Genomic DNA, 20,364 nt, shown 5'->3' with positions numbered 1-20,364 from the left:
AACGCACCCGCACCACCACGACCGCCACCGGCGGGCCGTGGTGTTTGTGCTTGAGGTAAACCCAGCGCAGCAAACCCAGGGCCCCGCCAGCAATGGACGGGGCCTTGTTGTTTCTCCCGTCCGTGCGGCATCTGCAGCACTCAAGGAGAAGCACCATGCCCGCAGCACTGTTGATCATCGATATGCAGGTCGGCCTGTTCCACGGCCCGGAAAAGCCCTGCGACGGCGAACGGATTCTGGCCAACATCCAGCGCCTGATCGCTCAGGCACGCGCCAGTCAAGTGCCAATCTTCGCCGTTCGCCACACCGGCCCGGAAGACTCACCGATTGCCGCTGGCAGCCCATTCTGGCAATTGCTGCCAGCGCTTGAACTGGACGCTGATCTCGACACCCTCTTCGACAAATCCCGGCCGAATGCCTTCCATGGCACTCAATTGGCTCGGCAACTCGAATCCGCGCAAGTCGATGACCTTTATATCGTTGGCATGAAAAGCCAGTTCTGCATCGACAGCACCTGCCGCGCCGCCGCCGACCTCGGCTTCAAGCCACTGCTGGTCGTTGATGCTCACACTTGCATGGACACTGCTGCGCTACCGGCCGCAGCGATCATCGAGCATCACAACGCAACCCTCGGCGGCGCCTTCGCGCGGTTAATCGACAGCGCGCAAGTGACGTTCTGAAAAAGCGCCTCTTGAAATCGACGCAACTTCATTGACTGCAGTTGCGTCAATCAGGAATTTGTAACCCTATTCCCCGTCCTACAACACCGTGTAGGTCATTAACATTAATCGCGACATTAATGACAGAACTCGCCAACAAACAAGCTCATCACACACCCAATACTCAGAATTTTCCTACAACTAATAACACCGAAAAAACCTGCAACAAAACACGACCAGAAACCAAACAACAGGCATTTGTTACAAGCAACTACGCAGCCATTGAATATCCCTCCACAGCGGGTCTATATTTTTCACGCCGTGAGTTCAAACAACCAATAGCAAGCGATCTTTAAAGTTTTTCAAGAGGATCACCGCATGCAAAAGAACCTGATGACCGGCCTGTTGTTGGCCGTACTGTTCTCCTCGCCCGCCAGCGCTGACGTCCGCGAACTGGCTTCCTCGCCCCGCTGGCTGACAACCCGGGTATATATCGACGGTGCCCCTGAAACCGACGTTAAAGCAAAGTATCCCGATGTCGTGGGGATATCGACGTGGGATCCCGAGCGTAATCGCTATGAGTTCTTTTACGCCGACACAGGCGAGTCAAAGTACAGCAAGGGTGGTGGAGGTTACTTCTTTGTCACCGGCGATCAAAAACAGCACGTACTGGTGCCTGATATCGGCCCCACCAAAACGATTGTCAGGCAGCTGGAAACAATGAACAGCGTTGAATTCACTTATTCTCGGGAAGTCCCTCGCGACATGATGGAAAACAACTCGCTGGTGCGCATTCATGTCGTTCATGCACCGTATACCGGAACTATTGAAACAAAGTCCGCCATCAACAATAAAGCCAGGAGTCGATGATGCAAAAGTCACTTAAAACCCTGCTGATTTCCACGTTAGTTGTCTCATCGGTATATTGCGCCGGTGTCAACGCGCAAGCCGCCGCCCAACCCGCCAAAAATGCAGTTGCCACGGCCGACAACGCCATGATGCTGACCGTGTTTCTCAAACATGATCAGACCCGTCCGTTGAACGAGCTCAAAGCCCAGCTGACGCAACAAGGCTTTTACAAAACCTTTCCTCCCGCCGGGGTCGAAGTGGTGAGCTGGAACATCATGATGGGCATTGGCCAGGTGGTGACCGTGCGCTTTCCCGCCTCCAGACTGGCAGAAGTGAACCTCGCCCTGGAAAACACCGCGTGGGGCAGTTACCGAACCGAGTTTTATCCGACCTACGATTTCAAGCCGATTGCCCTGGCTGAACAATCCAAAGCCCAAGCGGCCCAATGATGCCGACAGCACAGCGGATCACCGGTGTGCTGCCTCCCCTTGCTTCTTGCCCGAAGCCGTCCAGAATCAAAAGCACCACTGCGTGAATGACAATGATTGCCAAGCCGCTGCGGATTCAGCACTCTGAAACGACTTTCGCGACCAACCCGCCGCCGATCACAGGAGCCGCGCAATGCCCGCAACCGTTCTGGTACTGGTTGAAACCATCAATGACTATTTACCGATTCTCGAACATCAGGGCTTTCACCTGATCCTCGCTCCCACGCCCGCCGAACGTGCGCAGGCCATTGCCACCCAAGGCAGCCGCATCGACGCAGTGCTGACCCGTGGCCCGCTGGGCCTGACTACCGATGAAATCGCCGCCCTGCCCGCGCTGAAGATCATTACCGTCATCGGCGCCGGTTACGAACAGGTCGACCTGCAAGCCGCCAGCAACCGTGGCATTACCGTCACCAACGGCGCCGGCGTCAACGCCTCGTCGGTGGCCGACCATGCGATGGCAATGTTGTTGGCACTGGTACGCGATATCCCGCGTTGCGACGCCGCCGTACGCCGGGGTGAATGGCCGAAGATCATGCGCCCGTCACTGGCGGGCAAACGCTTGGGGATTCTCGGGCTGGGCGCCGTGGGCATGGCGATCGCCAAACGCGCCAATCTCGGCTTCGACATGGAAATCAGCTACCACAGCCGCCAGGTGCGCAGCGATGTGCCTTATGCGTTCTGCTCAACGCCGACCGAACTGGCGCGGGCATCGGACTTCCTGATCATTGCCACGCCTGGCGGAATCGGCACACAGCATCTGGTCACTCGTCCGGTGCTGGATGCGCTCGGGCCGAAGGGCTTTATCGTCAACATCGCCCGCGCCAGTGTGATTGCCACGACGGATCTGATCACGGCGCTTGAACAACGCCGAATTGCCGGTGCGGCACTGGATGTGTTCGACCACGAGCCGCAAGTGCCCGATGCGCTGAAAACCCTGAGTAACGTGCTGCTGACGCCACACGTCGCAGGCCTGTCACCGGAAGCGACGCAAGGCACAGTGGAACTGGTGGGCAAAAACCTCGTGGCATTCTTCTCCGGCGAACCGGTGCTGACGCCCATCGCTCTTCCACCGAAACTCAACAACCAGCGCGTGCACTGACCAACACCCGACCGCTGCAGAAACGCCGCAGCCTGCGGCGGCTTGTGCATAGGGCTTCTGCGCTTATTCGGAACGCTGATTATCCGGCAACACGCTAACCTATAAGACCGTACCGCGCTTGTGAGCAATCGGGCGCGCCATTAGATTAGCCAATGATGTCTGGCCTCCAAAATAAGCAGAAGGGATAAGCATGGCGCTTACTGACCAGTCCACCCGTATCCGCTCTGGCGAAGAACTCGATGCCAGCCTGATCGATCCGTACCTCAAGGCGCACATTCCGGGCCTCAGCGGCACACCTGCGATCAGCCAGTTCCCCGGCGGTGCGTCGAACCTGACCTACCTGCTGGAATACCCGGAACAGGAATTCGTCCTGCGCCGTCCGCCGTTCGGCCACAAGGCCAAATCCGCCCACGACATGGGCCGCGAATTCCGCATCCTCAATCAATTGCGTGACGGCTTCCCGTATTGCCCGAAAGCCTACGTGCACTGCACCGACGAATCGGTAATCGGCGCCGAGTTTTATGTGATGGAACGGGTCAAGGGGATCATCCTGCGCTCGGAACTGCCGCCGGAACTGGGCCTCGATTCGGCAAAAACCGAAGCGCTGTGCAAAAGCTTCATCGATCGCTTCGTCGAACTGCACCGCGTCGATTACAACGCCTGCGGCCTCGGCGACCTGGGCAAACCGGAGGGCTACGTCGCGCGCCAGATCAAAGGCTGGAGCGAACGCTACGAAAAAGCCCTGACCCCCGACGCGCCACACTGGGAAAAGGTCAAAGCCTGGCTCAACGACAAGATGCCGGCCGACCACCCGACTTCAAGCATCGTCCACAACGACTATCGCTTCGACAACGTCATCCTCGATCCGCAGAATCCGATGCAGATCATTGGTGTTCTGGATTGGGAACTGACCACCCTCGGCGACCCGCTGATGGACCTGGGCAACACCCTCGCCTATTGGATTCAGGCCGAGGACCCGGCGCCGGTGCAACTGATGCGCCGCCAGCCGAGCCACGCACCGGGCATGCTCACCCGCCGCGAGTTCGTCGATTACTACGCCGAGCGTTCGGGCATCCAGATCGACAATTTCGACTTCTACTACACCTACGGCCTGTTCCGTCTGGCCGGCATCGTGCAGCAGATCTACTACCGCTTCTACCATGGCCAGACCCAGGACAAACGCTTCGCGCAGTTCATTCACATGAACAAACTGCTGGAGCAGATGAGCTTGCAGGTCATTGCGAAATCGAGCCTCTGACGGCCCACACCCAGGAACCCTTATGTCCAAGACTCAGTTGTTCGACCTCGACGGCAAGATCGCTTTCGTTTCCGGCGCCAGCCGTGGCATCGGTGAAGCCATCGCCAAACTGTTGGCCCAGCAAGGCGCCCACGTGATCGTCTCGAGCCGCAAACTCGACGGCTGCCAGCACGTCGCCGATGCGATCATCGCTGCTGGAGGCAAAGCAACAGCCGTGGCCTGCCACATCGGTGAAATGGAGCAGATCAGCCAGGTCTTCGCCGGGATCAAGGAACAGTTCGGCCGCCTCGACATTCTGGTCAACAATGCCGCGACCAACCCGCAATTCTGCAACGTGCTGGACACCGATCTGAGCGCGTTCCAGAAGACTGTCGACGTGAACATTCGCGGCTACTTCTTCATGTCGGTCGAGGCCGGCAAGCTGATGCGCGAAAACGGTGGCGGCAGCATCATCAACGTCGCGTCGATCAACGGCATTTCGCCGGGGATCTTCCAGGGCATCTACTCGGTGACCAAAGCGGCGGTGATCAACATGACCAAAGTGTTTGCCAAGGAATGCGCGCAGTTCGGCATCCGCTGCAACGCCCTGCTGCCGGGCCTGACCGACACCAAATTCGCCTCGGCGCTGGTGAAGAACGATGCGATTCTCAAGCAAGCGCTGACGCAGATCCCACTCAAGCGCGTGGCGGATCCGAGTGAAATGGCCGGTGCGGTGTTGTACCTGGCCAGTGATGCGTCGAGCTACACCACCGGGGTTGCGCTCAACGTCGACGGTGGATTTCTTTCCTGATCCGGATCTGAAATCGAATTTGTAGGAGCTGCCGAAGGCTGCGATCTTTTGATCTTGATCTGAATAAATCAAAGTCAAAAGATCGCAGCCTTCGGCAGCTCCTACAGGGATTTGTGTATCAGGCAATGACTCTGGGTAACTGCCAGCCAAAATGCACCGACAGCAAACGCAACATCAAACACCCCGCCCCCGCCAGCAACGCCGCCGCTACCGGTGAAACGCCCAACCTGCGCGCAACGATCAACACCGCCGCACCGACAAACGCCGAGCTCGCATACAAATCCGCCTGCAACACCACCGGTATCCGCGCCAGCACAATGTCACGAATCACCCCGCCGCCAACGCCGGTGATCGTGCCCATCAGCATCGCCACAAACGGCGTAATGCCGTAATTCAACGCCTTCTGCGCACCCGCCACGGCAAACAACGCCAACCCCGCAGCGTCCAGCACGATCAGGGTTGAACCGGACCAGCCCAGCACCTGCTCATGAAAGACAAACGCCAGCCCGCCCATGAAAAACGCCAGTGCCGGATAGCGCCAGTCGGCCACGGCATTGGGTGGCGTCGCACCAATCAGCAAGTCACGAGTAACCCCGCCGCCGAGGGCGACGATAAACGCAATCACCATCACCCCGAGCAAGTCGAGCTGACTGCGCATCGCCGCAATCGCACCTTCCACGGCAAACACCGCCGTACCGGCCAGATCGGCCACCAGCACAATCCGCTCAACCCGGGACTTGCGCCCCGCCGGCGCTACTGCGTGACGCAACGGGTGGTGGTGATGTGTCGAGTCACCTGCCCGTCGGCGTACACGTCACCGGCGACTTCAGTGTTTTCGAGCACCTGGCAAGTACGTTCCGGTGGCGGAGGTGGCGCTACCGGTGGAGGTGGCGGTGGACTGGCACAACCCGCCAGCAAAACGGTAAAAAAAACCAACGGCAACACGCGTTTCCCAAGATTGTTCATAGGACGACCCGCGATGAATGGAAGAGCAACTCCCGCGACCCAACCGACCACGGAAGACCTGACCACTCATTCTTTATAGCCGAGCGCCCTGCAAGCGCCAGTGAATCGGCCGGATCGGGAGAAAGTGGCTGTCGATTTTGCGTTCGGATTCGAGAGAATTGGCAACTTGAAATGTGCTTTGCCAGACAAGGCCTCTTCGCGAGCAGGCTCACTCCCACAGGGATCATGTACATCTGGAAGATATTGGTCGGCTGTCAGGCCGCCATCGCGAGCAGGCTCACTCCTACAGAAAAGCAAAAGCAAAAGCAAACCGCATCGGCTTCTAACCACTCAACAGGATGAGCGTTAGCTCGGCTGCAGCTCTTGATCTTGCCGTGCTGGCCCCTTCGGCAGGCTGAGTGGAGGGATTGATCCGGGGGTGGGAGCGCAGCGACCGTTTGGCGAAGCCAAACACAGCGAGAGGAGGTGCAGCGAAGCAAACCGTAGGCGCTGCCCCCGGATCGATCCCGGAACGAAGGAACCCCGAGCTTTAGCGAGTGGGCCGAACGCCGGGGCCCAGCCTTTTGGTTACTTTTTGGCGTCTGAAAAAGTGACCCGCTGTAAGAGCGGAACCGCCAGCCGCAGCCCCCGAAGAAACGGATATCCCCCCCAACCCCCAAGAGCATGGTCGGCCCAAAGGCCGCCAAGCTCAAAAGCCCTAAGCCAAACCCGAATCCCGAGACGAACGCAAAGAATTGCTCTCAAGCTCATACCGCAACTCTTCAACCAACGCCTCGACCGACTCAGGCGAACGCAACCCATCAAGCTTCAACCCACTGATCACCAGATCCACCTGCCCCGACACCGGGTGATAAAGCTTTACGGTAAGCGAATGATCACCATCCACCAGACACTCACACGCCAGCGGCGAAAAACTGCGTTCAAGCTGAGCGCGCAACTGCGCAAGATTCATCATTGCAGCTGTTCCTTTACCAACTTCGAAGGGACGCGACCACAAACCTCAAAAGGCTTGCACCGCACCCCACCAGACTAAGAACAGCCGCCGCCCGCCAACACCTCAAATTGCACCAGACCCACTAGTGCATTTGCACCCTATCGCTGACCCTTGCCACCCGACTCCCCGGAGAACAATCCACGCTCCCGCGCCCAGACAATCGCCTCACTGCGACTGTGCACATCCAGCTTGGAATACACCGTGGCGACATGATTACGCACCGTGTTCGGCGCGAGTTTCAGCCGCGCCGCGATCTCCTTGTCCGCCAGCCCTTCACAGATCAGCCCCAGCACATCACGTTCACGCGCCGTCAGATCGGTAAACGAAACGGTAGGCAATTGCGGCGAGTTGACCTTCTTCACATTGGCCAGTTTTTCGATCAGCGTCCGACTGAACCACGAAGCATCTTTCATCACCTCCTCAATCGCCGCCACCAGTTCAAGCTCGGTGCGCTTGCGCTCGGTGATGTCCATCAACACCAGCAAATAACACGGTGTGTCCTGAATATTCACGGTGTCGGCGGACAGCGCACATTCGAGCAGATCCGCATCCTTCCTGCGCACCCGCACATCCACCCGATCGACTCGCCCGTTTTTCGCCAGCGCCGCCAGCAACCGCGTGCGCGCACCGCTGTCATCAATGAAATCCAGCTGCGTCACGGTTTTGCCGAGCACGTCTTCGCTGTCATAAGCCAGGGTTTCGAGGAAGGCCTGATTGACGTCGATCACCTGCTGTTCGTCGGCACTGCAAATCAGGATCGGCACCGGCGTCAGGCGAAACGCCTTGGCAAAACGCTCCTCACTCTGGCGCAACGCCACTTCCGCCTTGTGCCGCAGCTCCATGTCGACAAAGGAGAACAGCATGCAATCCTCATCGTTGAGCGTCAGCGGCTGGCCCGCCACGATCACCTGCTTGCTGCTGCCATCGGGCAGGCGCAATTCGGCCTGCATCTGCGGGATGGTCGCGACATCGCGCAGGCGCTGAATCGCCAGATCGCGGTGTTCGGCCTGCTCGAAAATATCGATTTCATAAGAGGACGTGCCAATCACTTGCTCACGGGTGTACCCGGTCATGTCCAGAAACCCCGAATTGACCTTGATGTAACGCAGATCACTGAGCCGGCAGATCACCGCCGGTGCCGGGTTGGCGTTGAACGTCCTTTCGAAGCGTTGCTCGGCGTTGGCCCAGTCGGTGACGTCGCTCATGATCAGCACCAACGACTCGGGCTGCCCTTCGCGATCGGTGAGAATCATGCTGCGCACGCTGTGCACCCAGATGCGCTCGGGGTCGTCGCTCGGCGACACTTCAATCAACACGTCATTGAAACTCTCACAGCGCGCTACCCGGCTGATCGGATAGTTTTCGGCGGTGATCGAGTGATTATTGCGATAGCGCAGGTTGAATTTCTTGGCGTATTCGTCGGCATTGTGGCCCAGATCGGTGATCCGCTTGACACCGTGCATGACCAGGGCCGCTTCGTTGGCCCAGAGAATTCTCTGATCCAGCTCCAGCAGAATCACCCCGTCGGACAGCCCGGCGATAATCTGCTGCAACTGGCGGCGGTTGGTTTCGGTGGTCAGGACTTCCTGGCTCATTGGATCTCCACAAGTGATACGCCCATGTGAAGAGTACGACCGCGGCGACCTCTGATCGTGCCGAGCATAAATGTTCGCAACGGTACAAATCCCTTTGTAGGCCTTCGCGGCACATTCGCGACTTCCGGCTTTGTCGTCTAAAGTTAATACCTCATCGGATTGAGCCCCTGCCCGCAACACCGGGCTCTTGATCAAGGAGAGACTGATGACGTCGCGTCGCAACATCGAACAGACCTACCGCGCCTGGTCCAGCCCGATTCTGCTGGAGCTGAAAAAGCGTGAACACCAAATGGCGCCGGTCGAGCGTCAGGCGCTTGAGAATGTCTTGGTGGAAAGAAGGTTGCTGGACAGCGGCGGCCCGGAGGGTATTGAACGTCGTCGCAACAACGGTGGCTGATACTCAGTTTTCGCCAGCAGGCTCGCTCCCACCCTGATCGAGGTCGGTCACAAAACTTGTGTTCACCTGCAATCCTGTGGGAGCGAGCCTGCTCGCGAAGAGGCCGGTACAGAAACCGTCATCACTTGGGCCGCGATTGCCAAACTAACCACGGCGCCCCGATGAACCTTTCCTTAGCCGATTATCAAACCAGCAATCCGGCATTCTCCAGCATATCGTGCAAACCTTTCGGTACCAAAGGCGCTAGCGCGCTGAAGCTTGAGCTGTCGTGCCAGCGCGCGGTGAAGGGAGCGCCGTCGCTTTCATGTCCATCGATCTGTGGGTGCGCGTAAACGCTACGGTCGATAAACGTCGCGTCATACACCTGAACGATTTCATGACCCGGTTTGCCGTTGTAGACGAAGAGGCTTTCGAGTGTGCCGAGCAGGCGCACGTCACTCACGGACAGGCCCAACTCCTCCTGCACTTCGCGCACGATCGCTTCGGCGCTGGTCTCGCCAAATTCAATACCGCCGCCAATAGGCCGAAAGCAGGTTTGCTGGCTGACCGGATCACGGAACTCATTGACCAGAATTTTGCCGTTGTGATGAAAAACGCAAAGTGCGAGGGCGCGGATCCGTTGTTCGGCCATGGGTGACGTCCATTTCCAGCTCTGAAGGCGCGGCATTTAAACACGATTCGCGCGCAACTCCTCCGACATCACCCGGTGGCCATCTCAGACCGGAGAAATCGTTGCGAGCAGGCCGATCAGAATGGTCAGTGTCAGAAAGCCACCCAGAAAAATCGCCATCTTGTTCATGTTGCTCTCCTCAATGCTGAGCTTGCGGTGCACTGGGCGCTTCGGAATGAAGGACTGTCGCGAGTGACCGCACTGCCGGGGCATTTTGGACGTTTGGCTGCGCCGGTAACAGCGTCAGATAAGACGAAAAAATACGGATCAGATACGCATCTGATCTGCACCGGCCATGGGCCGATATTCAGGTCGGCACACAAGGGTTTCCTTTCACTGAGATTGATCTAGAGTCATGGCGGTCGCCAGAAAACCAACAACATCGCGGAGTGCACATGACTGACCTGAACCTGCAAGCCAACGTCGCCGAATCCCTGAAGCAATGGCACGAAATGATCCGCACCGGCAGTTTGAGCGCCCTGCCCTCATTGCTTGATCCGCAAGCCGTGTTCCGCTCGCCGATGGCGCATACGCCTTACCCGGGTGCGCCGGTAGTGTCGATGATCCTCAATACCGTATTTGAGGTGTTTGAAGACTTCATCTACCACCGCGAACTGGCGACTGCCGATGGCTTGAATGTGATTCTGGAGTTCAGCGCCAAGGTGGGTTCGAAGGAGCTGAAAGGTATCGACATGATTCGCTTCAATGAGCACGGCAAGATTGTCGAATTCGAGGTAATGGTTCGCCCGCTGAGCGGATTGCAGGCGTTGGGGGAAGAGATGGGGCGACGACTCGGCGCTTATCTGGCCAAGGCAAAAGCCTAAACACCTGAGCACAGATATAACCCCGTAGGAGCTGCCGAAGGCTGCGATCTTTGACTTTTCTTCAAGATCAAAAGATCGCAGCCTTCGGCAGTTCCTACAGGGACGTAAAGGGCAAATGCAAAAAAAAGCCCACTGACCGTCGCCGGTTCAGTGGGCTTTGTGTGTCAGGCGGCTAGTTACAGCGCCATGTCACGTGCAGCGTTTTCCTTCGGCGCTTCAGCTTTCTCAGCTGCAGGTGCCGCAGGAGCAGTCACCTGACCGATCACTGGAGGCGTCGGCAGTTCGAGGATCTTGGCGGTGTAGGCCCATTCTGCAGCCACTTTGGCTGGATCGCTGTTCAGCTGAGTGCCGTAGCTTGGCACGATCTGGTGCAGCTTGGTTTGCCACTCAGGCGATGCAACTTTGTCTTTGAAGACTTTCTGCAGCACGCTCAGCATGATCGGTGCAGCGGTCGACGCGCCTGGCGATGCGCCCAGCAGGCCGGCGATGGAGCCGTCTTGTGCAGCAACGATTTCGGTGCCCAGTTTCAGCACGCCACCAGCGGCTTCATCACGCTTGATGATTTGCACGCGTTGGCCGGCTTGCCACAGGCGCCAGTCTTCGGCTTTAGCGTTCGGGAAGTATTCCTTCAGCGCGTTCAGACGGTCTTCATCCGACAGCATCAGTTGACCAGCCAGGTACTCGACCAGCGGGTATTCCTTGATGCCGACCTTGGTCATAGGCCAGATGTTGTGGGTGGTGGTGCTGGTCAGCAGGTCCAGGTACGAACCTTCCTTCAGGAACTTGGTGCTGAAGGTCGCGAATGGGCCAAACAGGATGACGCGCTTGCCGTCCAGAACACGGGTGTCCAGGTGCGGAACGGACATCGGTGGTGCGCCAACCGAGGCTTTACCGTAGGCCTTGGCCAGGTGCTGTTCAGCGATGGCCGGGTTATCGGTCACCAGGAACGAGCCGCCTACCGGGAAGCCAGCGTATTCCTTGGCTTCAGGAATGCCCGACTTCTGCAGCAGGTGCAGTGCACCGCCGCCAGCGCCGATGAAGACGAACTTGGCGTCGGTTTCGGTTTTAGTGCCGTCTTTCAGGTTTTTGTAGCTGACGCGCCAAGTGCCGTCGGCATTCTTGGTGATGTCCTGCACTTCGCTCGACAGTTTCAGATCGAAGTTAGGCTTGGTCTGCAGGTGGGCAGCGAACTGGCGGGTGATTTCGCCGAAGTTCATGTCAGTACCCAGCGGGCTCCAGGTGGCCGCGATTTTCTGGTTCGGGTCACGCCCTTCCATCATCAGCGGAACCCACTTCTTGATCACAGCCGGGTCTTCGGAGTACTGCATGCCGGCGAACAGCGGGCTCGCTTGCAAGGCTTCGTAGCGCTTTTTCAGGAACTTGATGTTGTCATCGCCCCACACGAAGCTCATGTGCGGAGTGGTGTTGATGAACGAGCGAGGGTTCTTCAGAACGCCTTGCTGAACCTGCCAGGCCCAGAACTGACGGGAGACCTGGAACGCTTCGTTGATCTCGACGGCTTTCGGGATCGTTACGTTGCCTTTGTCGTCTTCCGGGGTGTAGTTCAGCTCAGCGAGCGCCGAGTGACCGGTACCGGCGTTGTTCCAGCCGTTGGAGCTTTCCAGGGCGACGCCGTCGAGGCGCTCGACCATTTCCATCGACCAGCTTGGCTCCAGCTCATTGATCCACACACCGAGGGTGGTGCTCATGATGCCGCCGCCGATCAGCAGGACGTCGACTTTCTTTGCTTCGTCAGCATTGGCGGATGTCATCCCCATCGCCAAAGCCAGACCCAGCAGGGCTGTGTTCACTTTCTTAAACATCTGTTGCACCTATGATAAAACGCCTTCCGCCCGCCGCTGTTATCTGTATGCGATCCGCTTTGATGACGCTCAGGCTAGCGTCGCAGATTCCGGCACACTTCAATTTTGACGGGTGGGCACACAAGGCCGACATGTTGCATCGACCTCAGTTAATGTCCCTTCTGAACTGACTTCTTATCATTATTGGCTCAGCTACTTGAGCGACAGGGATTCCGTCGGCCCGCCCTGAGGCAAGCAAACTGAATAAGGTCAAACCAAGTTGGCGCGAAGAATATCACGTCAGGGCAAACCCGCGCGTCTGTTCCCGACTTGAGAGTCTTTTTCCGCTCTGGACGGTATCGGCCGATGAAGGCTGAACATGACCCCGACGATTAGCGCTTTGGGGCAGTGCCTTATCCAATCATTATCTGCTAGGTTGTACGATGACTGACGAACCAGTCATCACCCATAACAACAAGGAAACACATGTCATGACCAAGACCCGACTCCTGATCGGCTTTCTCTGTGCCTTCAACGGTTACGCCATGGCTGCGTCTGCCCCGGCGGAAAAAGATGTCGCCCAAGCGGTGGATCATCTGACCCAGGCAATGCTGCACAAGGACATCGCCGAACTGAACGCCCTCACCGCGCCCAACCTGACCTACGGCCATTCCAGCGGCAAGATTCAGGACAAGAAAGAATTCATCGCCGATATCGAAACCGGCAAGAGCGCGTTCAAGACGCTAGAGATGCAGAACCAGACCATTACCCTGTCCGGCGATACCGCGCTGGTGCGCCACCACTTTTCCGCGCAGGCGTTGAAGGGGACCGAGGTGATACCGACCGAGATCGAGAATTTCCAGATCTGGCAGAAGCAGGACGGCAAGTGGTTGTTGGTGGGGCGGCAGGCGTTCAAGTTTTGATCGGGGTTAACTGACTCTGAATAGATGTTGACTGGGCTGCCCTCTTCGCGAGCAGGCTCGCTCCCACAGGGGAACGCATTCCAAAGGTGGGAGCGAGCCTGCTCGCGAAGGCGGCAGCCCAGGCACTACACATCTTTCTGGTCACAACCGAAACCGATCCACCGACTGCGCCAACTGCCCCGCCAGACTCGACAACTCATCGGTGGTATTCGCCGTTTGCCCGATCACACGGCTATTGCCCTCGGACATCCCGGCAATCATTTCCACCTGATGGGCAATTTCGTTACTGGCCTGACTCTGCTCGCCAATCGTGCGGGTGATGTCGTTGACCAGTTGCGTCGTGCTCAACGTCGCCTCGAGGATTTCGCGGATGGCCCGCTCGACATCCGCCGTCACCGCCATGCCCTTGTCGACCTGCGCGACACCCGCCTCCATGCTGCTGACTGCCTCGCGGGTGCTGTGCTGAATGCGCGCGACCATCGCGGCGATTTCCTGGGTAGAAGCGCTGGTGCGTGCCGCCAGACTACGCACTTCATCCGCGACCACCGCAAACCCCCTTCCCTGCTCGCCGGCCCGGGCCGCTTCAATGGCGGCGTTGAGCGCCAGCAGGTTGGTCTGGTCGGCGATGCTCTTGATCACCTGAATGATGTTGAAGATGGCTTCGGATTCCTGATCCAGCGTGCGGATCACCTGTGCCGACTGTTGCGCCGAGCGCGCGATATCGTCCATGTCGCTGACCACTTGATGAATCACACCACCGCCCTCTTTCGCCAGGGTTTCGGCTTGATTGGCCATGCTCAGGGCGCGTTCGGCGTGGCGGGTGATTTCCTCGATGCTCGCGGTCATCTGGCTGGCGGCGGCGGCCATGGTGCCGGCAGCCACGCTTTGCTGCTGACTGCTGTCGGCAACCTGATGGCAGCCGTGGCTGAGCTGTTCGCTCATGCCACTGACGCCGTGAGCATTGCGCCGCACCACATCGATCATGTTGCGCAAGTCGCGCTGCATGGTCGCCAATGTACGAATCAAGACACTGGCTTCATCCTTGCCGGACGGTTCGGCAATCAGCTCGCTGAGGTTGCCGTGGGCGATGCTTTCGGCGATGCGACTGGCGGTCTTCAACGGCCCCATGATGCTCAAAATGACCCAGCGCCCCTGGATCAAGAGCAGCACAAGACTGGCGATCAACACCACGCCGAGCGCAACGTTGGCGCTACGGATCGCTGATTCGGTTGCTGCGCTGGTCTGCAGCGTATTGGACTCGATCGACTCGCTTAACGCAGCCATTTGCTCTTCAAGCTGACCAAACGCCGTGTTGAAGGTGCCCAGTTCCTGTTGAGCGGCATCAGGATTGTCCAAGGCCAACCCGACGATCCGTTCACCCGCGTTGATGTAGGTATCGAGGCTCGGTTTGATCTTTTCCAGGGCCGTGCGCAATCTCGGGTTGATCGGCAGTTTGAGGTTCTCCTCGAGCACTTCGCGAAAATGCCCGGCATGTTCGTTGATCGAATCGCGCACCTCGCTCGCCGTGCTGGTGCTTTTGCCTAGCCCGACCAGCATCGCCGAGTAGACATCGGCGCGCAGGGCGTCGTGCATCATGTCGGCTTCCATGTGGTTGCGCAGCGCGCTCATGCTGACCGCGTTATCGCTGACCGCTGAGGCCATCCGCTGGTTGCCGACGTAACTGACCAGACTCACGATCAACGCCGTCAGCAGACTTGTCACAATCAGCAACACTAAACGCAGTTTGATCGACACCGGATTTTCCTCTCTCGTTACGCCCGTAAGCGCTTGTCAGCCTTCAGTTAAGCCTATTTGCGCAGGTCTGCCGCGCCAGAGCGTGTCAGCAGGTGTCGGCATGCTGGCTAAAGGCAGCAAAACTTTCGGATTGCGCAGCAAGTCTCACTTTTCAACGCGCACGGCCAACGCCTTCATCGCCGGTTAATGCCGTCAGGCTATTGAGTCCGTCGCTCTGAACATTCGTACAGCAAAAGGAAACGCCTATGAAACGCGCATTGTGGTTGGGTTTGCTCGGCACCTTCGCCATTGGTACCGCACAGGCGGCGACGGAAAAAGTCGCCATCAATCTGGTCAGCGCCGACGGTGCGCCGCAGGCGATCGGCTCGGTCACCATCAGTGAAACCGCCTATGGCCTGCTATTCACCCCGGATCTGAAATCCCTGCCTGCCGGCATCCATGGTTTTCACGTGCATGAAAACGGCAGCTGCGAAGCCGGCATGAAGGATGGCGTGAAAGGCGCCGCACTCGCCGCAGGCGGACATTTCGACCCGCAGAAAACCGGCAAGCACCTCGGCCCGTACGCTGATGGTCATTTGGGCGACCTTCCAGCGGTCTACGTGACTGCCGACGGCATCGCCAACTACCCGGTTCTGGCGCCGCGCCTGAAAAAAATCTCCGAAATCAAAGGCCACGCGCTGATGATTCACGCTGGCGGCGACAACCACGCCGACATGCCCAAACCGCTGGGCGGTGGCGGTGATCGCATGGCCTGTGGAGTGATCTGACTCATTACAGAGTGAAAGACGGGCAACCCGCCATGGCGTTGCCCGCGCCTGTTTGCAATAACGCAGACTTTGTTGCGCCACGGAACTCCCGCCGCGCGCGCCCCTCTCACATTATGTAGTCCTTCCCTTTTTGCTTCGCGCTTGTGGAGGAACACCGTCATGCGCAAGTTAGTGCTCGTTTCTTCTTTACTCCTATGCCTGCCCGTTGGTTCCGCTCTGGCCAAAGTCGATGCCGGAGATGTTGCCACTTCGGCCGGTGTCTCCGCGTCGCTGTACTCGACCTTCAAGGATCACAAAATGGTGATTCCGGCCCGTGACGACTTGTCTGCATTTGTCGCCAGTGGCGGGGCCATTCGTGGGGTTTATCTTGAGTCGGTGCTGCAACAGGTTCGCCAGGACAATCCTGGCATCAATGCCAGCGATGAAGATCTGGCCAACGCGATTCTGGTGCATTACGAAGGCCTGAATCAGTAGCTGTCACGGATAAAGCAGCCGATGGATGGCCGCTGAAGGCGCATAGGCAAAACTGTCCGACGGCCTCTATGATGGAGGCCATGACGACTTCTGTGCCCTTGCGCTCACCCTGCCCGCCCGGCGCCTGCAATTGCGGGCGCGACCCGTTGCTGGAGATGCCCGATGCAGATCTGCGCATCCTGCGTTTGACCCGAGAGGAAGAAAAACGCCTGCTCGCTCGCCTCGAAATGCTCAAAGACCTGAATGATCTCAAGCATCTGCAACAGCGGATGTTCGAGCAACTGGGCGTTCGCGTCGACGTCGCCCCCGGTTTCAACGAAGTCCGCACCATGCGCGGCATCGCCATTCAAATCGATGAGTTACCCGGCCTGTGCCGCAAGACCCGTGCAGCGATTCCGGCCGCCATCCGCCGCGGACTGGAAAACCACCCGGAAATTGCCTTCGAACTGCTCAACGCCCACGACTTGCTGCGCGACACCTGATCACTTTTTCAGACCCAAGCGTTTGCGCATCTCGGCCGTGATGCTCTGGCGGGTTTTCTTCATGTCGGCCCATGGCTCGTCGCCAACTTCCGCCAACCGCTCATGAATGTTGTGCACGTTCCACTGATTGCCGCCCTTGATCTCGGCGACCTCCTCGCGAAACAGCGGCACCGACACCGGCAAGCCTTCGCGGGTGCGCGCGGCGTAGGCGCAGATGGTGGTGGCGCCCAGACCGTTGCGCAGGTAATCGATAAAGATTCGCCCGACGCGGTTTTTCGGCCCGGACACCGCCGAAAACCGCTCCGGCAACAGCTTGGCAATATGACGGACGATGGCGTGGCTGAAGTCCTTGACCTCGTCCCAGCCAAGTTTGCGGGTCAGCGGCACCACTAGGTGGATGCCCTTGCCGCCGCTGGTTTTGAGAAACGCTTTGAGGCCCAGTTCATCAAGTACGGTCAATGTCAGTGCCGTCGCTTCGACCATGCTTTTCCATGGCAGTGCCGGATCCGGGTCGAGGTCGAGAACGAAGCGATCGGGCTTGTCCAGATCGATCGTGGTGGCGTTCCAGGTGTGCAGTTCGACCGTGCTCATCTGCACCGCGCCGATCAGCGCTTCGGCGTTGTTGATCAACATCACCGGCTGCCCGGTAACGTCCTTGTCCAGCGTGGTGATGCCGGGGATCGCCAGGCGTTCGGCGTTTTTCTGGAAGAACAGTTCGCCGGCGATGCCGTCCGGGGCACGCACCAGGGCCACCGGGCGATCCTTGAGCTGCGGCAGAATCCATTCGGCAACGCTGGCGTAATACTCGGCCAGTTGCATCTTGGTGGTGCCACTGACTGCGTCGATCACCCGATCCGGGTGTGTGATGCGCACCTTGCCGTTGGCTAGTCCAAGTTGAGACGGCGCGGTTTCGGTGTTGCTCGCCGGGGCCTTTTTCGGCGCTTTCTTCGCAGGCGTTTTCTTCTCTGCAGTCTTCACCGGTTTCGCTCGCTCCTCTGTGATGCCCTTGGCCGGTTTGTCATCGCGCAAGCCATGGAACACAGCGTGGCGCACCGAACCGTCCTTGGTCATTTCGGCGAATGCGACTTCTGCCAGCAGTTTCGGCTTGAGCCAGTGCACGCCTTTGACCTCGAAGCCGCTGGGTGGATTGACCACCGCCGCCTTCTTCACCTGCAAGGGTTTGAGTTGGGCCAGAATGCTTTTCAAAGTTGATTCGTTGAAACCGGTGCCGACCTTACCGGCATAGCGCAATTCGCCGCTGTCGCGATCGTGCAGCCCCAACAGCAATGCGCCAAAGGCACTGCGCGAACCTTTCGGATCGGTGTAACCAACGATCACGAACTCCTGACGGTGTTTGCACTTGAGCTTGATCCAGTCGCCACTGCGCCGCGACACATACGGCGAGCCTAGGCGTTTGCCGATCAGGCCTTCCATCTGCATCTGGCAGGCACTGTTGAGCAGTGCATCCGGGGTTTCGTCGAAGGCTTCAGAGAAACGCAGCAACGGTTGTTCGTGGACGCCGAGCACCGTGGCCAGCGCAGCGCGCCGCTCTTCAACCGGCACTTCACGCAGGTCGACACCGTTGAGATACGGCAGATCGAACAGGTAGTAGAGGATGTTGCCGCTACGCCCTGCTTCAAAGGCATTTTGCAGGGCCTGAAAATCCGGGACGCCCTGATCGTTGGCGACGACCATTTCCCCGTCCAGCCACGCCGATTCCAATCCCAGCGCCGCCAGAGCTGCGGCCTGTTGCGGCAACTTGTGCGTCCAGTCGTGACCGTTGCGGGTAAACAACTGCACCTGATCATGATCAATGCGCGCCATGATCCGGTAGCCGTCGAATTTGATCTCGTAACTCCACTGCCCTTCGGGCGCACTGTCGACCAGCGTGGCCAGTTCTGGCTTGAGTTGCGTCGGCAGTTTGGCCTTGTGCGCGCCGGTGAGCTTGCCGCTCACGGGCTTGCGGGTTTTCGCCGCAGGTTTCTTCAGCGGTTTGCTTTGCTCGGCGGCCAGTTTGGGTTTGTCGACGATCGTGCGTTCGCTCAGGACACTGTCCGGTTCGGCCAGCAACACGTCGTAGTCATCCTGCGGCCGTGCAGCGCTGTCCTGATGCTTGATCAGAAACCATTGCTCTTTCTTGCCTGGCATGTGCGTGCGCACCAGGTTCCAGATACCGCCGAGCTTTTCGCCTTGCAATTCGAACTTGAGCTTGCCCTTTTCGTAGGCCTTGTGCGGGTCCTCCAGCGGAATCCATACGCCACGATCCCAGACAATCACATCCCCGGCGCCGTAATGCCCTTCGGGAATGCTGCCTTCGAACGTCGCGTAATCCAGCGGATGATCCTCGACATGCACCGCCAGACGCTTGACCTTGGGGTCGAGCGACGGCCCTTTCGGCACTGCCCAGCTCTTCAAGGCGCCGTCGAGTTCCAGGCGAAAGTCGTAATGCAGGTGCGAAGCATCGTGCTTCTGGATGCAGAACTGCAACGCGTGATCCGTAGCGGTTTTACGCCCCGAGCGCTTGACGGCGGCCGGTTCCGAGGTCGCCGAAAAATCGCGCATGCGGTTGTAGTCGTCGAGGTTCCTGTTCATCGTCCACCTGCCTTGTTTCAACCCATTCGGGTCACGGTCAGCGCCACCACTGCGATGCGGTCGACTCGTTGATAGCCGGGGTTGAGCAACTCTTCGCCGAAGACATCCGGATCGAGTTCGCGGTACGTCCAGCCGAAGCGCTTTTCGTCGAGTCGCGGTAGCACGGTGTCGAGAAACGGATCGCGACCATCGACCATCGCCACGCCCGTGTAGAGCAGCAGCGAGCCACCAGGTGCCAGCCGATTCAGTGCCTGCTCGACGATGCGCAGCGACAACCCTGCCCCAAGCGTGCCGCCACCATGGCGATAGGCGCGCTCGGCCGGATCGGCCATGTACGGCGGGTTGGCGACGATCAGGTCGAACTCGCCGTCGACGCCCTGCAACAGATCACTGGCGTGCGCTTCAACGTTGGCAACTTCCGCCAGCGCGGCATTGATAGCAGTCAGACGCAGCGCGGCAGGGTTGATGTCCAGCGCCAGCACCTGTGCCTCGCGACGGGCGCGGCCGATGAGAATCGCACCGACGCCAGCCCCACAGCCGATGTCCACCGCGCGATGGATCGGCGCGAAGTTTTGCTGCAGGTGAGTGTGGATCAGTTGCGCAAAACGATAGGTGTCAGGGCCGAAAAACACCGCATCAGCCGCCTCGGTGGGGAATGCCGAATGCACGAACAGCAAATCATCCAGGCTCGACCAGCGCACGCGACTCTTCAGGTGGCCTTCGTAATTATCAATGACCTGCGCGTCGTGCAGTTGCCGCTGCTCATCGGCCGACAACAACCCCGGCGCGAATGGCCGCGACCAGCCGAACACATCGCGCAAAGAGTCGGCCATCTGACCCTCGTCACGCTGGTTGACCCTTTGATGGGTCAACGGCGTCGGGGTGGTGAACCGATATCCATCTGCCAACAAGCGCCGGCCGAGGTGCAGCAGCACAAGATCGTTGGGGCAGAGTTGTTCTTCCTGATTCATCGGCAA

General features: G+C 58.7%; 21 protein-coding genes. 12 read left to right on the top strand and 9 right to left on the bottom strand.

From position 1 onward, the window contains the following. Window positions 1-155: 155 nt before the first annotated feature. The 6 genes from PspR84_RS11325 (at window position 156) to PspR84_RS11300 (ending at window position 5,146) form a co-directional block, all read left to right on the top strand. A complete protein-coding gene (locus PspR84_RS11325; protein ID WP_160057313.1) occupies window positions 156-680 on the top strand; it encodes a cysteine hydrolase family protein in 525 nt (174 codons plus the stop codon). A 357-nt stretch (window positions 681-1,037) separates the two neighbouring features. Next, window positions 1,038-1,529 carry a DUF4822 domain-containing protein gene (locus PspR84_RS11320; protein WP_160057312.1) on the top strand — a complete coding sequence of 164 codons (492 nt, stop codon included), beginning with the start codon at window positions 1,038-1,040 and terminating at the stop codon, window positions 1,527-1,529. After that, window positions 1,529-1,957: a hypothetical protein gene (locus PspR84_RS11315; protein WP_160057311.1), complete on the top strand. Its 429-nt coding sequence runs from the start codon at window positions 1,529-1,531 to the stop codon at window positions 1,955-1,957. Before PspR84_RS11320 ends, PspR84_RS11315 begins: the two co-directional genes overlap by 1 nt. Window positions 1,958-2,129: 172 nt before the next feature. Next, entirely contained in the window at window positions 2,130-3,098 is a 969-nt protein-coding gene (locus PspR84_RS11310) for a 2-hydroxyacid dehydrogenase (protein ID WP_160057310.1), read from the top strand. A gap of 190 nt (window positions 3,099-3,288) precedes the next feature. Further along, window positions 3,289-4,356 carry a phosphotransferase family protein gene (locus PspR84_RS11305; RefSeq protein ID WP_160057309.1) on the top strand — a complete coding sequence of 356 codons (1,068 nt, stop codon included), beginning with the start codon at window positions 3,289-3,291 and terminating at the stop codon, window positions 4,354-4,356. 22 nt (window positions 4,357-4,378) lie between these two features. Further along, a complete protein-coding gene (locus tag PspR84_RS11300; RefSeq protein ID WP_034152479.1) occupies window positions 4,379-5,146 on the top strand; it encodes an SDR family oxidoreductase in 768 nt (255 codons plus the stop codon). A 118-nt stretch (window positions 5,147-5,264) separates the two neighbouring features. Here the strand turns inward: PspR84_RS11300 and PspR84_RS11295 are convergent, their stop codons facing one another. From PspR84_RS11295 to PspR84_RS11280, 4 genes are all read right to left on the bottom strand, one after another. Then, the gene (locus PspR84_RS11295) at window positions 5,265-5,915 is read right to left on the bottom strand and encodes a trimeric intracellular cation channel family protein (protein WP_238785257.1); all 651 of its coding nucleotides are present in this window, start codon (window positions 5,913-5,915) and stop codon (window positions 5,265-5,267) included. After that, on the bottom strand, window positions 5,900-6,112 hold the full coding sequence (locus PspR84_RS11290; protein ID WP_160057308.1) for a hypothetical protein: 213 nt from the start codon (window positions 6,110-6,112) through the stop codon (window positions 5,900-5,902). Before PspR84_RS11290 ends, PspR84_RS11295 begins: the two co-directional genes overlap by 16 nt. Window positions 6,113-6,809: 697 nt before the next feature. Next, entirely contained in the window at window positions 6,810-7,067 is a 258-nt protein-coding gene (locus tag PspR84_RS11285; RefSeq protein ID WP_160057307.1) for a DUF1652 domain-containing protein, read from the bottom strand. 137 nt (window positions 7,068-7,204) lie between these two features. Next, entirely contained in the window at window positions 7,205-8,701 is a 1,497-nt protein-coding gene (locus PspR84_RS11280) for a helix-turn-helix transcriptional regulator (RefSeq protein WP_160057306.1), read from the bottom strand. Window positions 8,702-8,906: 205 nt separating this feature from the next. Between PspR84_RS11280 and PspR84_RS11275 the strand changes: the two genes are divergently transcribed. Continuing rightward, entirely contained in the window at window positions 8,907-9,098 is a 192-nt protein-coding gene (locus PspR84_RS11275; protein WP_160057305.1) for a hypothetical protein, read from the top strand. A gap of 184 nt (window positions 9,099-9,282) precedes the next feature. Here PspR84_RS11275 and PspR84_RS11270 read toward each other — a convergent pair whose 3' ends face one another. Then, window positions 9,283-9,729 (bottom strand): NUDIX hydrolase, encoded by a 447-nt coding sequence (locus PspR84_RS11270; RefSeq protein ID WP_160057304.1) that lies wholly within the window; start codon window positions 9,727-9,729, stop codon window positions 9,283-9,285. Window positions 9,730-10,163: 434 nt separating this feature from the next. Between PspR84_RS11270 and PspR84_RS11260 the strand changes: the two genes are divergently transcribed. After that, complete coding sequence (locus PspR84_RS11260) at window positions 10,164-10,592, top strand: nuclear transport factor 2 family protein (protein ID WP_160057303.1); 429 nt, start codon at window positions 10,164-10,166, stop codon at window positions 10,590-10,592. Window positions 10,593-10,768: 176 nt separating this feature from the next. On the opposite strand, the gene mqo is transcribed toward PspR84_RS11260, so the two are convergent. Beyond that, window positions 10,769-12,415: a malate dehydrogenase (quinone) gene (gene mqo, locus PspR84_RS11255; protein WP_160057302.1), complete on the bottom strand. Its 1,647-nt coding sequence runs from the start codon at window positions 12,413-12,415 to the stop codon at window positions 10,769-10,771. A 470-nt stretch (window positions 12,416-12,885) separates the two neighbouring features. Here mqo and PspR84_RS11250 point away from each other — a divergent pair, with 470 nt between their 5' ends. Next, complete coding sequence (locus PspR84_RS11250; RefSeq protein ID WP_095120253.1) at window positions 12,886-13,317, top strand: nuclear transport factor 2 family protein; 432 nt, start codon at window positions 12,886-12,888, stop codon at window positions 13,315-13,317. Between the two features lie 141 nt (window positions 13,318-13,458). On the opposite strand, the gene PspR84_RS11245 is transcribed toward PspR84_RS11250, so the two are convergent. After that, a complete protein-coding gene (locus PspR84_RS11245) occupies window positions 13,459-15,072 on the bottom strand; it encodes a methyl-accepting chemotaxis protein (protein ID WP_160057301.1) in 1,614 nt (537 codons plus the stop codon). 245 nt (window positions 15,073-15,317) lie between these two features. Here PspR84_RS11245 and sodC point away from each other — a divergent pair, with 245 nt between their 5' ends. The 3 genes from sodC to PspR84_RS11230 all read left to right on the top strand — a co-directional run bounded on the left by sodC (window position 15,318) and on the right by PspR84_RS11230 (window position 16,795). Further along, entirely contained in the window at window positions 15,318-15,839 is a 522-nt protein-coding gene (sodC, locus tag PspR84_RS11240) for a superoxide dismutase family protein (RefSeq protein ID WP_160057300.1), read from the top strand. Between the two features lie 159 nt (window positions 15,840-15,998). Then, window positions 15,999-16,313, top strand: a complete 315-nt coding sequence (locus PspR84_RS11235) for a DUF2388 domain-containing protein (RefSeq protein ID WP_141129811.1) — start codon at window positions 15,999-16,001, stop codon at window positions 16,311-16,313. Between the two features lie 80 nt (window positions 16,314-16,393). Continuing rightward, the gene (locus tag PspR84_RS11230) at window positions 16,394-16,795 is read left to right on the top strand and encodes a hypothetical protein (RefSeq protein ID WP_174244441.1); all 402 of its coding nucleotides are present in this window, start codon (window positions 16,394-16,396) and stop codon (window positions 16,793-16,795) included. Here the strand turns inward: PspR84_RS11230 and ligD are convergent, their stop codons facing one another. Beyond that, window positions 16,796-19,387 carry a DNA ligase D gene (ligD, locus tag PspR84_RS11225; RefSeq protein ID WP_160057298.1) on the bottom strand — a complete coding sequence of 864 codons (2,592 nt, stop codon included), beginning with the start codon at window positions 19,385-19,387 and terminating at the stop codon, window positions 16,796-16,798. A 17-nt stretch (window positions 19,388-19,404) separates the two neighbouring features. Continuing rightward, window positions 19,405-20,358, bottom strand: coding sequence for a class I SAM-dependent methyltransferase (locus PspR84_RS11220; protein WP_160057297.1), 954 nt, complete (start codon window positions 20,356-20,358; stop codon window positions 19,405-19,407). Between the last annotated feature and the right edge of the window lie 6 nt (window positions 20,359-20,364).

This window comes from Pseudomonas sp. R84 (genome assembly GCF_009834515.1).
GTDB lineage: Bacteria > Pseudomonadota > Gammaproteobacteria > Pseudomonadales > Pseudomonadaceae > Aquipseudomonas.
This window is presented reverse-complemented; position numbering and strand designations above follow the sequence as displayed.